Origin of the sequence: Paenibacillus sp. FSL P4-0338 (assembly GCF_038002365.1) — a bacterium.
Taxonomy (GTDB): domain Bacteria; phylum Bacillota; class Bacilli; order Paenibacillales; family Paenibacillaceae; genus Paenibacillus_AQ.
This window is the reverse complement of the sequence record NZ_JBBOCG010000001.1, coordinates 1544798-1557849: the sequence shown is the minus strand read 5'-3', so window position 1 is coordinate 1557849 and position 13052 is coordinate 1544798. Positions and strand designations below refer to the sequence as shown.

At 53.6% G+C, this 13052-nt stretch carries 5 protein-coding genes; all 5 read right to left on the bottom strand.

All coding sequences use genetic code 11. From position 1 onward, the window contains the following. Positions 1-82: 82 nt before the first annotated feature. Entirely contained in the window at positions 83-280 is a 198-nt protein-coding gene (locus tag MKZ07_RS06745) for a hypothetical protein (protein WP_341025259.1), read from the bottom strand. 131 nt (positions 281-411) lie between these two features. Further along, positions 412-1185, bottom strand: a complete 774-nt coding sequence (locus tag MKZ07_RS06740) for an ABC transporter ATP-binding protein (protein ID WP_341025257.1) — start codon at positions 1183-1185, stop codon at positions 412-414. A gap of 45 nt (positions 1186-1230) precedes the next feature. Beyond that, positions 1231-3852, bottom strand: coding sequence for a phosphoenolpyruvate synthase (gene ppsA, locus MKZ07_RS06735; RefSeq protein WP_341025254.1), 2622 nt, complete (start codon positions 3850-3852; stop codon positions 1231-1233). 313 nt (positions 3853-4165) lie between these two features. Then, complete coding sequence (locus tag MKZ07_RS06730) at positions 4166-5473, bottom strand: BNR-4 repeat-containing protein (RefSeq protein ID WP_341025251.1); 1308 nt, start codon at positions 5471-5473, stop codon at positions 4166-4168. Between the two features lie 945 nt (positions 5474-6418). Next, positions 6419-12814 (bottom strand): rhamnogalacturonan lyase family protein, encoded by a 6396-nt coding sequence (locus tag MKZ07_RS06725; protein ID WP_341025248.1) that lies wholly within the window; start codon positions 12812-12814, stop codon positions 6419-6421. Positions 12815-13052: the final 238 nt, after the last annotated feature.

The following is a 13052-nucleotide window of genomic DNA, read 5'->3' as shown; positions in this document are numbered from 1 at the left end:
CCGAGCCCGATTGCTGAATCGTCTCTACTTCACATAAATTCGGATTTGATCCGGTGCTATTCTCGCAAGAACGCGGTAGCCTTCAGCAGAAGCGGTTCCAGATCTTCATGCCTTGAGTGGATTCATTCCCATTCGCTAAATGCCAAGAACCGAAAAATACAGTTTCTCCCTTACAACCAATGATATGAGAATTCACGTGTTCTTCAAGAACGACTGTACTACTACCCTCTGCATGTGAGCAAGCCCCGGAAGCGGTCTGATTGCATCCTTCATCTCCCATAAGTCATTCCTCCTAATATTGTGGTTTATGTGGTCCTACCCTACACAATATTGCGGACTTGATGGAATGGACACGGCATGTCTCCCGGGTACAAAACACTATTTGTCTTGGATTCCTGGAACGCCTCTTGTTCAACTGAGCGTAAGCCATCTCCGGTTATGGTGCTCTTGCACCTCAACCGGGGTATCGAAGAAGTCGCTGAGCACCTCAGACTTCAGACACTCCGTCGTCTCGTCCGCTTTGTAGATTTCCCCATTCTTAACCAGCAGGGTATGGGTGAAGCAGGGAGTAATCTCCTCGATATGATGGGTCACATAGAGTAAGGTCGGCCCCCCCTCCTGCTTGGTGATCTTCTCGATCATCCTCAGCAGCTGCTCCCGCGCAAAAATATCCAGTCCCGTACAAGGCTCGTCCAGGATGAGCAGCTCAGGGTTTGCAATAAGCGCCCGTGCGATAAGAATTTTTTGGCGTTGTCCCTGTGACAAGGTATCATAAGTGCGTGTGGCCAGGGCCGAGCAATCCAGGAATTCCAGCAGTTCCTCTGCCTGCTTCACGTCCTCTTCTTCTGTCTTATCGTATAGACCAATCGTGGCGAACTTGCCGCTCAGAATAATGTTCAGCGCCGTCTGATGGCCGTACAGCTTCTGCTGCAAAGAGGTGCTAACCCAGCCGATCCGCTTGCGCAGCTCCCTTAGGTCCACATCGCCGAAGCGGTGGCCCAGTACCTCTACTTGACCTTGGGTTGGCCAGATGTAGCCGTTCACGACGTTCAGCATGGTCGTCTTGCCTGAACCGTTCAGACCGACGATGCACCAGTGCTGTCCCTCATGTACCTGCCAATTCATATCATGGAGAATCATTGTCTGCTCACGCCGCCAGGATACCTTTTCAAGCGATATAATCATGTTCTTGGTGTTCCCCCTTGCCTCGTAGTAGTCTTTAATGAAATATTATAGCAGCTCAACATATCCTGTGCTTCCATCCACGCGAATGCGTTGCCCTTCTTGAATCCTTAAGGTCGCATTCTCCACGCCGACCACGGCAGGCAGGCCATACTCCCGGGCGATCACTGCCCCATGTGTCATCAGCCCGCCGACCTCGGTGACCAGCCCTTTGATGGAGACGAACAGCGGCGTCCAGCTGGGGTCTGTAAATGAGGTGACCAGGATATCCCCTTCCTCCAGTTCTGCCTCCTCCATATTAAGGATCACTCTAGCCCGTCCTTCGATTACTCCTGTAGAGACAGGTAGACCTGCCAGGGCACCGGGCGGAAGATCCTCCCGTCTGTACCGGCCGGACAGAATTTCACCCTCTGAGGTGATGACACGGGGCGGCGTAAGCTTTTCGGCTAATTTGAATTCGTCCTTGCGTCTCTTAATCAGCTCGTCATCGAATACACCAGTGCGAACGGCCTCGTATAGCTCCTCGAATTGCAGGTAGAAGATATCTTCCTTGCCATGGATGCTCCCTGCCTGCGCGAGCCGCTCCGCTTCCTGCATCATCGCCTGTTTGTATACTAGGTAACGGCTGACCATCCCGTACTTCGGATATTCCCTGTACCCGATGTAATGCCGGACCAGCTCAATCCGTTGTCTGGTTTCCCGCATCTTGTCCTCACTATCCGGCAACAGCCGCAAGCGTTCCATGATGTCCCGTTCCTTCTCCCGTGCTTCCTTAAGCCCCTGCTGGAACTTCTGTCTGCCGGCCCCCGGCGCGAACTGCCGGATATTGCTGAGAAGCATAGGAATCAGAACGACCGGGTTCTCACTCCAGCGGGTTCTGGTAATATCGATCTCCCCGGTGCAGCGCATCCCGTATTTGCCGAGATACTCTGTCAGCGCTGCATAGGCAGCTTGCCCGCCTTCTATCGCAAGGAGTCCGGCCAGGAAATCCCCGTCTTGTACGTGCTGCTGCAAATAATCGGTCACCTGCTGAAAAGGGCGGATGACATCGGCCACATCAAGCAACGCAAGGCCCATGGCTGAGGTAATATTATTGTCCACCGATTGCGATAAGGTATCTGCTGCGTTGATTTCGCCGAGCCATTCCTTCAAGTGCTCATTCAGCCAGGCCGAAGCATCCATAGCAGCCATGAACACTGCTGTACTGCGCGGATCGAACAACAGCCGCTTGAGTTCCTTAATATCCCCACGGATAAAATCAAACAGTTCCGCGCCGGATTTTCCCTGAATGGCCTGCTTCAATTCGTCAACCGAGGCTTCGTTATTCTTAATCAACTCTGTAACGGTCGCCGGATCAGACTTGAGCGGTGCCTGCTCATGGGGATCGGGTATGTCTGGTTTGCTTTTACCGGGACTGGCGGAGGGTTGAAGCTCTGGAGATACGGGTATGAAATCTTCGCGTTCAAGGATCGTCAGCAGCGCGTCTTTGACTAAAGGATCGGACTTCCCAAGGGTATCAACAATCGTCTGTCTGGCAGGTGAGGCCAAATAAGCGGTGACATCAACGAACAGCCTGGAACCGGCTACCCGCATAGGGGCAGGAGTAACCATCAGATGAAAAGACAGGCCCAGCGGCTTCATCGCGTCCGTCATCATTTGCCCATGGCCGACAGAGACATATGCACGGTTCTCCTGATCCCCGGATTCCGGAATGGGATATAACGTAGTGACCGGCCGGCTCTGGACGATATAGAAGATATCATCGGCCAGGCACCATTCGATATCCTGCGGGCCCCCGAAGCTTGCTTCAATGCCCCTTCCGATCCGGGCAAGCTGCACAATCTGTGATTCCGTGAGCGTCTCAGCCCCTTGCTGCGCAGCATCAAGCTGCCGGAGTTCCGTGCCGCCTTCCGGTAAAGTGTAGACCGCCAGCTTTTTGGAGGCAATCCGCTTCTCCACGATGTTCTCATCCCGCACCTTGTAGACATCCGCAGATACGATGCCCGAGACGAGCGCTTCACCCAGACCATACCCTGCGTCGATCGATAGCAGCTTGCGGTTATTTGTAACAGGATCTGCAGTGAACATAATGCCTGAGGCCTGCGGGAAGACCATCTTCTGTACAATGACAGATAAATAGACTTGTCTGTGATCATAGTCTTGCTGCATGCGGTAGATTACCGCACGGTCTGTGAAGAGCGACGCCCAGCATTTGCGGATGTGTTCCAGAATGGCGTCCAGGCCTATTACATTTAAATACGTATCCTGTTGACCGGCAAAAGACGCATGCGGCAGATCCTCTGCCGTTGCACTGGATCGCACCGCATACGCCGTACCGTTCCCAAACTGCGCGAGCTGCTGTGTAACGGCTGCCACAACCCCGGGCGGAATCTCGGATTCTTCAATCGTCTCGCGGATCGCTCTGCTGATGTCCAGGAGTTGCGCCGGGTCTTGGCCTTTGGCTTGCATCACCGTTAACCGTTCCAGCAAAGCATGATACGCTTCATTATGCCGGATAGCTTCCTGATAACCCTCTGTCGTCACACAGAACCCCTCTGGCACATGGATGCCTTCCATTCGGGACAGCTTGCCCAGGTTCAGCCCCTTCCCGCCAACCAGCAGCAGTGGTACATTGTCCATGTCCTTAAGCCTTAGAACCAGTGATTGCATCCCTATCTCCCCTAACATGTGAAGTAGAATCTGTAAACCGTTAATAAATCGAGCGGAAAAATAAATTGACATCCGTGTAGCGGCGTGTTAAGATAAAAATATAAGATGTCTTATTTTTGTTCTAAAATAGTTAAAAATAGTCGCAGTTGATTATATCATCGTGTATGTATATATGCAATATGAAAGAACCCGGACATTTGCCCGGGTTCTTTTTTTGAATCTATTTCTCCCTGAAACGGTACCGTACTTTAGAAGGACGGCAATGCCTTTTCCACTTGCTAGATAGCTAGTGGTGAAACCCGCCTTGCCCAGCCTAGTTATTTCGCCCATAGTAGAGCTTAAGGTTCGTTACATCTACCAGATACAAGGTGTCAATGCCCTTCGGACTGCGGTCTACGGCCAGCCGTTCAACCGGGATACCCGGTGCAAGCGAGCTCTCCGCCCAGCCCCCGCCGGTATTCACTGCCATGAACGCCCGGTCAGTTCCGCTGCTTTTGACATAATAGATTCTGGCTGCTGTTCCGGTCCAGGTCACATCGATCGCCGCGTTGGTAGGAGCAGCGTTATAGACGGTCTGCAAGTTCCAGCCTCCTGCACCGTAAGTCGCCTGCTTCACAGCAAAGCTTGTGCTGCTCTCCTCACGGTAACGGTAAGCGATCACCGGACGATCCGTTGAATCAAGCGTCATCTTGGCGCTCTGTACGCCCGGACCGCCGGGGTCGCTGCCACTCTGCACATAGGCTTCGCTTGGAGCCATAGGCTGCACAATATCTGCCGTAGTCAGGGAGACTGGCGCTGTAACCGGAGTTCCGTCCGCTTTGCTGAATATGCCCGTGGACGGGCTGTACTTCAGATAGGACAATTGATGGCGCAGCGGGCTGGCGGCGAAGTACGCCCACTCGAACAAGATATGCAGATCGCCATTCGCGTCAAAGACCAGGTCATCCGGATAGACAGACCGGTTCAGATGCGCCGCAATGGTCTTGACCTGAGTCCATACGGAGTCGGCATTGTTCCAGCGCAGCAGAACAGCCTCTCTTTTGCCAGCCAGGTCTTTATCGACACGCACCAGCAAATACAGATCGCCATTCGGAGCAGTCGTCACTACCGGATAGGTTACCGTCATACCTGCAGGCAGATCGGCCGAGTGGCTCTGCGGAATTCCGCCCACGGTATCTGAGCGGTAATAGCGCCAGGCATTGCTGTGCATGGAAGCAAAAACGTGGAACCGCCCGCTCCCGTCCCTCGCCATAGAAGGCTGGTTATGCCCGAGATCGTCCAGATATTCTGCAGGGGTTGTCCCGTCCATGAGCGGAAGCTTGCTCCATAGTCCGTCGTTGTCTCTTCTTGCAATAGCTACCGTATGCTTGCCGGAGATCGAACCCGGACCATTATAGGCCATATAAGCATACTCATAGCCCAGCCCATAAGTGGCAAGAGGAGACCACCAGCCGGCCTGATTGCTGGAATCCACCGGAAAAGGTACCTCCTCCAGCACAGCCGCCGCGCTCCCCGTCCCCGCAGGCACTACGGTAAGCAGCAGCGTCATTACTAGAGCAAGCATCCAATGTTTGATCCGCTTTGGCTTTCGGTCCTTTTGTAACTTTCTGATCTGCTTCAACTATTTACGCCTCCTTCATCTCATCGCTTTCCGTACATAAATAGATAGATACTGAAATAGATAGATACCTAGCAGCAATGTGAACGTATCAACAAATACAAACCTGTCCAGGTGTAAACGCATACATATATCTCCGGCCCCGCCTCCTCTTTCAGCAACTATTCAGGTATTAGTTTGCTTGGTACTGCTGGTTATCACTGTGTGCTACTGTGCGCTTAGATGCTGCTGTTGCTGGCCCAAGAATAGCATGCTGATTAAAGGATTGTTACTGTACTATTGCAAGATAGCTGTAACTGGGGGCTTTTATCGTAATAGCTGCATTAAGCTGTATGAATTCCAACGCCCAGCTACTATTGACGGCGTCCAGTGTAGGAGGGGTATTAATGCTCCTTATTTGCTCACGTGCATCGTATCCGCTAGATTCGGGTGCATTAATGCACCCTATTTGCCCGTTTTGCTGACATTCGCTGAAATGAAGTGCACTAGTGCACTTCATTTCAGCATAACACCCACTTTATGGCGGATTCAGGGGCACTTCTGCTCTTCATTTGCTTGTTTGGCCTGCATCCGCTTAACTCAGGGGCACTAGTGCTCCTCACGGCTCTCCTTCGGCCGCCCTCGGCTACTCACCTAGCCCATTCTATTCGGTTTTTCGCTTACATCCGGACTACAGGACCTCGCACCTGCCCAGTGTATTCGCTTTTTGACACACATCACTCCTTAGGCCTGCGACTGGTGAAATCTGGTGTACTCCTGCTCCTTCTGACGCTCCTCACGGCGCTCCTTCTGGCTCTCATCCTAAAGCTCCTCCATCCACACTCAGCCCAAGCTACTAAATGTATCTCTTAAAGCACAAAAAGCCCGGTTTCCCGGGCTTTTCTAGAAAATTTCACACGTTCACGCAATCACATCACCACACGCATCATTCGCTCTTCAGCCAACCGCTCACTTCCGTACCGTTACTATCAACTTCGCGGATCTGGACTCACCTGCCGCGTTGCGCAGGACGGCTTCGTATTCATAGGTTCCGGGTGTTTTGCCGGAGATTGTAGATACTACGGACTGGGCATCCGGGGTATGCGCCTGTAGAGTCTGGGTATCAACCAATACGCCATTCTCATACAGCTGGTATTCCACCGCATTCGTTCCCCACCACAGATTCATCGTAACCGCATAGCTGCCGTCCCCATCCCAGTTATCACCCGATAATACCGCTTGCCCAGGGGAAGCATCGGTGACTGTCACCGTCAAGGGTGCGCTGGTCACCGATCCGTGCGGGTTGCTCAGCTCCAGCGTATAGACATAAGTCCCATTCTGCCTGCCGGAAATATCGATCTGTACAGACTGGGCAGACGGTGACTGGTCTGTAAGTGCGCCTTCTTCAATCTTTTCTCCATTCTCAAAGAGCTTGAAGCGTGTGCCATTATTGCCCCACCAGAGATTCATCGTAACCGTATAATCGCCGTCCCGCAGCCCCGTATCATGCCCGTTATTATCCGACAATACAGGCATACCTGGAGCGCTGTCCGCAAGCGGAATACTCTGGCTGATCCATGCGGCCCATCTGGTGAGCACATTCCCTTGTTCCACTGTAAAAGCCGCAGCGGCCCCAGAGCTGACTTCCTGGCTGTATGCTGCAAGCAGCGAGCGGGCCTTCGACCCTTCACGCGCCCCTGCCGCTTGCTCCGACTGCATAAGCTTACCAATTAGTTGCTCTGCAAGCGCCGCCGCAACCGGGTCAGCCGATTCACCCGCGAAGGTACGGGTCAATTCAGCCAGACTCGCAAACGTAGCGTAAACACTGTAACTGAAGTCGACATTAGTCTCACGGCCTGCAAAATCACTAACATTGGCCGTCACCCTATGCAGACCGGGTTCAAGTGTATACGCAGGTGTATTCAGTAACTCGCCGCTTGGTTCCGCTACTCCAGACACCGAATCGGAAGCCGTATAGCTAATCGCGACCTGCTGGTCAATCGTATACTGTGCCTCTCCCTGAATGACGACCGCCGGAGGCGAGAGGTCAACCGCTACCGCCACTGTCTGCCCGGTCTCCTTATTACCGGCTTTATCCACACTCCAATAGGTCAGGGTATGCTTACCCTCCTCACTTATCGTCAGCATGCTACCGGTCTGAAGCTCCCCGCCGTTCACCTTGAAATACGTCTGGTCAACCCCTGACTGCTCATCGCTCGCGGTGAACGTCACTTCTGCCGCCGATGTGTACCAGCCGTTCTGCTCCGCTCCCTTCACTGCCGCAGCCGTATGCGGCGGGGTCTGGTCCGTTTGCTCTCCTTGAAGAGTAACTAAGGCGGACAACGGAATGTTCAGCTCCTTCACAAGCCCTGCTACCAGCTCAGATACCTTAATCGCACCGTTCATCTGCAGATGGGTATTGTCCTCCGTGGTTCCCGTCCACATGAAGATGGACTTGGTGCCCTCTGTACCCAGCTCCTGAAAATACTCCCAGCTGGCCTGATTCAAATCCACCAGCAGCGTCCCCGTCTCCTGCGCCGTTTCCTTCATCGCCTGTACGTAGGCCGGGAAGCTTTTGTTCAGCACCTCACCGCTGAAATCCCTCCGGTTCACTGGTGTAACTACTACTGGAATCGCACCTCTCTGCACAGCACCGTTAATATATTCTTTCAGATACACCTTGAACTGCTCCGGGGTAAGATAACGTTCCGGCCGGGACGGCGTCGAATCATTATGCGACCACTGCATGAACAGATAATCCCCTTCATGAATGCCTAGCAGAATATCGTTTAGATATCCGCCGTTCAGAAAGGTTTTGCTGCTTAGTCCGCCGACTGCCCGGTTATCAATGACAATCTTGTCGGTGTCAAAATAACGGCCCAGCGTCTCGCCCCACCCCGCCTGCGGACGGTAGTTCTCCGCATAATTGGCCACGGTGGAATCGCTCGCCAAATATAGAGTCGGCTTATCGGCCGCCCCCTGCTCCGGCAGGCGCTCAATCTTCAGCGCGTTGATCTTCGGCGTACTGCCGGAGAAGCTGAAGTTAAATGCGCCATCGATCAGGGCGACATCATACGTCACTTCCTTGAATTGGCCTGCCGGGATAGTGGCGACCGGCATCTTGTTCATTTGCTCCACTGTAACAGCAGTCTGGGTCACTTCTTGCGTATCCCCAATGGTCATCGTCACCCGGTAATTCGCCGGCTTCATCTCCACCAGAAACGAAGTGCCGTTCACACGGGTAAAGTCCTCGGTTAGCGGATTGCCGGTTCCCCGGTTCTCGTCCTGGACCAGCGCGGTGTCGGCAAAACCATAGGCGTTCCCTTCAATATAAGCCCGTTTGGCATCTACCTTCGTGTAGCCGTCTGCTACGCTGCCGGAGCCAAAATCAAAGGCGTATGTGCTAATATCACCCACAGCCTTGCTGGTCAATGAATCGCGCGCGACCGTCAGCAAATTCACCGCATGATTGATCTGCGCCTGCGAGGCTGTTGTTCCGATCAGCGCCTCGGCAGCGCTCAAGGCTCTATGCACCACAGCTACAGAGGCTTCCGTGTAGGATGCCAGGTCGATAGCTTTAACTTCCTTGTGCAGCGCAATCAACGCCGCCATATCGCCTGCTGCCGCCGGCAGCTTCGTGCCTTCAATTTTTACGTTGTCGATCTGGGTGGTCCAATTCAGCGTGCCTCCTCCTCCTTTTCGCGTACCCAGGAACCGCAAGCCCCTAACGTTATTCGCATACACGCCAGGACTCAGCGGAATATCACGGATCGTCTGGGTGACACTTGGATTAGCGAGACTTGTCAAGGTGAGATCAAGGGTTTTTCCGGCAAAATCAATCTTCAGCTTGACATTCACCCACTGATTCTTGGGAATATTCGTAGCTGTCCCGCCCCCTGGAATGGCAGTGGTGCCGTCACCATAGTCAGGTGTATACGGACCAGTAAAATAATGAATGTTCGTATTCGGACTTGCCGCTCCGGTCTTGGTGAGCAGGGTGAAAATCAGATTCTCATTCGCATCCTGCAGAGTCAGATGCCCCTCCGATGGGACAGCGCCCACATTGCCGGAATGCCAGTTGAAATCGACATTCACAATGTCGCCGTTCACCGCATCGAATAAGCGGAATACCTTGGCGCGGTTGCCGGAGCCGGAACCCGTCACAGACAATACCTTGTTCCCGTTCTCCCCAGTAACCGTCCCCGCCATAGTTCCGGCAGTGCCTGTAGCATTCACCATCGAGTATTGGGCAGCAGCCGGATCGCCCTCGAAATTCTCCTCATACCGCTGTACCTCCGGCTCTGGCTCCGGCTCGGTAATACCGGGATCAATCACGAATGGGGATATGCTAAGGCCCATGTCCTTCACTGCGTCAGCCACCAGACCGGCAATGACCTGTGCCCCATAGGTGCTGAAATGGGTATTATCGCTGACCCCGTTCGGATACTTCGGATATTCCCCGGGATTAGCATAGAGGAACAGCTTCTCCGTAGCGGCCAGGCCGATCCGGTTGTAATCTGCAATGCTGAGCTGGCTCAGATCAATTAGCGGGACGTTCAGTGCAGCCGCTGTTTCTTGAGCCGCCTTCACATATTCCGGAAAGCTTACGTTGAATTCCTGAGTGATCGTATTGAAGTCCCTGCGTCCTACCGGCGTTAACAGAACCGGAGTGGCCCCGCGCTGCTTGGCTCCGTTCACATAGCGGGTCAAGTACGCTGCATAATCTGCCGGAGAGGCATAACGGTCAGGGATGCCTATACTTGCATCGTTATGGCCGAAGGAGATGAAGAAATAATCGCCCGGTCTGATCTGCTGCAGAATACTATCCAGACGGCCATCCACCATGAACGACTTGCTGCTTCTGCCGCCGATGGCATCATTCTGGATCGTTACTCCGCTGCTGAAGTAGTTACCGAATTGCTGGCCCCAGCCTTCCTGCGGAGCCTGTATCCCGCTGTAGGACTGCATCGTCGAATCCCCGGCCATATAGATGGTTGTTCCGGTTCCCTGCGTCTTCTCGTGGTACTTCTCGATCTTAATCTCCTGCACATCAGCTGCCTTACCGGAGAAAATAAACTCTAACTGCCCGTCAACCACTGCAATGTCATAGGAATAGAGCAGTGGTGTTCCGGCAGGGATTTGGGTTAGCGCCAGCTTTTGCACAAATTCAGATTTGACCCCTACGCTCGAGTCTCTGTCTCCGCTGCCCAGCTTGAGCGTCACCTTGTAATTGGCATTCGGCAGGTCCACCGCAAACTTGGTATTCTCCGGCAGGGAAGCATGGCCCGCGCCTAAGGTGATTCCGCTTATGCTCTCGAAACCATACCCCGCTCCCTCCGTGTATGGCGTAGTCTGCACAGAAGTTGTTCCGGCTGGAGGCTCCGTACCGAACCCGAAGTGGTATTGCTGCTCCAGCGGTTGTGGCGCGCCGGTCAGTGTTAGATTGGCTTTGGGAAAAGCGGTGGCCTCCGTCCCGAGATAGAAGCCGGTGTGCGGCGGCTGGTTGTACGCCACATTCTGCCAGGCAATCCCCAGCCGGTACACCGGATCTTGCATGAGCGTAGGGATTCTGTAGGTTGTAGGAATTGTTGTGGTATAGAGTCTGTACTCCGTGCTGTCTTCACTGCGCAGCAGCAGCTCTTCACGCCAATCGCCCAGCAGGTCCGCCTGAAGGGCCGGGTTGCCTTTGGTATGATTATTGGTTAGCGCACCTGCTGCCCGAAAAATCTCCTTCAGCTGCTTATTCCGGTAATCCCACTTGTAAATCAGCGGAATGCCTTGTGCTGTAGTGTTATTCCAGTCGTGGTCGAACAGCTCCCGCTGAAGATCCCCATCCCACCAGATGGCGAAATTCGCGCTTCGCGGTACTTCATTCTGTTCATAGATCACCTGACCGTCAGCTGCGTAGCCTCGAGATAACGGGTCCATCTGCCCGTTCACGATGTTGGACGCCCAAGACTCATAGCCGGGATGCTCCGGATCGATATCCGCCGACATGCCCCGTCCGGTATCTTTTCCGGTGAATTGGCCCCAGAGGATCTCGCCTGTTGCGGCATCGCGCATCTCCAGCCCGTATGCAGCATCCTTATGCTCATGCACACTGACGACCTGATACCCCTCCCGGTTCGGATCGAGCTTCCCGGCATGCATCGCATCTCCATGACCAAGACCGGTGCTATACAGCAGTGTGCCGTCATCATCTATCGCCAGCGCACCATACATGATCTCATCTCTTCCGTCACCGTCTGCATCCAGCACACTCAGGTTATGATTGCCTTGTGCTTCATATTGTGCGCCAGCTTCGTTCGTGTCGAAGTTCCAACGCTTCACCAATGCGCCATTCATGTAGTCGTAGGCGGTAAGCGTTGTTCTTGTATAATAGCCCCGGGCCATCACAACGCTTGGCTTCACGCCGTCCAAGTAAGCAATCCCGGCGAGGAACCGGTCGACGCGGTTACCATATCCGTCTCCCCACGCGCTTACATTGCCTCTTGGCGGATCATAGTCCACGGTGGATACAGCAGCACCCGTCTGGCCGTCGAACAGCGTCAGATATTCCGGCCCGCTGAGGATATAGCCTCCGTCGTTGCGGTAATCCTTGGTGCCGTCACCGATGACTGTACCCTGACCGTCTTTGGTGCCGTCCGCTGTTTTGACCACCACCTCGGCTTTGCCATTGCCGTCCAGGTCATACACCATCAGCTGCGAATAGTGCGCCCCGGCCCGGATGTTCACGCCAAGGTCAATGCGCCAGAGCTTGGTGCCGTCCATTTTGACCGCATCGATGTAGACGTTCCCTGTATAGCCAGCTTGTGAATTATCCTTCGAATTGCTGGGACTCCACAAGAAAACGATCTCGTATTCCCCGTCCCCGTCCAGATCCCCAACAGAGGCATCTCCGGCGTAATAGGAATACGCCCCCCCGTCTTTGGTCCGGCCACCCTCAGGCTTATCGAGCGGAATCGGCAGATAGGAGTTATGCCACACCGCTGCCCGCTCGGGCTGCATCTCCTCCTTCCCGGCAACAATCGTTGAAATCTGATATTGCGAGCTGTCCGCCCCCGTAGTATCCACATAGTTGGTAGAGTCTACGATCGGTGCCGGGTTCACCTTCATCCCGTTCTTATAGACATTGTAAGCGATTTCATCTGAATCCGTATTCAAGTACCTCCAGCTCACAAAGACGCCGCCATCCGTCAGAACTGCCACCAAGCCATGGTCCAGATATTCTGCCTGCCGGGCAGGAAGATTTCCAGTAGAAGCTGCATGTGCCGGTGCGGGCGGGAGAGCAAGCGGTAAGACCAGCAGACAGGATAATAAGAATGTGAGCAATGATTTCTGAACAGACCTCTTTTTTCTACCCATGGGCTTAACTCCTCCTATTATTCTAAAATCAATTTAGAAATCAGGGGAAACTTGTGCAGATGCTCTCCTAGTTGTCTTCCAGCTTGAGCTTGAGCGCCCCCGCCTCCTTTCCTGGTATCATTCATATGGAGCGTAACAAATAATAGGGATCCGTTCTGCTCAAAAAAAAGCACTTTCAGCCTAGAATCGACTTTTATAACGGGTAAGCTGGGTTCCAATATGTGGTATTATGGTGGAT

Excerpts from the sequence above, each read along its gene's own strand:
- MKZ07_RS06740 (WP_341025257.1), bottom strand. The coding sequence starts at position 1,185 with ATGATTATATCGCTTGAAAAGGTATCCTGGCGGCGTGAGCAGACAATG.
- ppsA (WP_341025254.1), bottom strand. The coding sequence starts at position 3,852 with ATGCAATCACTGGTTCTAAGGCTTAAGGACATGGACAATGTACCACTG.
- MKZ07_RS06745 (WP_341025259.1), bottom strand. The coding sequence starts at position 280 with ATGGGAGATGAAGGATGCAATCAGACCGCTTCCGGGGCTTGCTCACAT.
- MKZ07_RS06725 (WP_341025248.1), bottom strand. The coding sequence starts at position 12,814 with ATGGGTAGAAAAAAGAGGTCTGTTCAGAAATCATTGCTCACATTCTTA.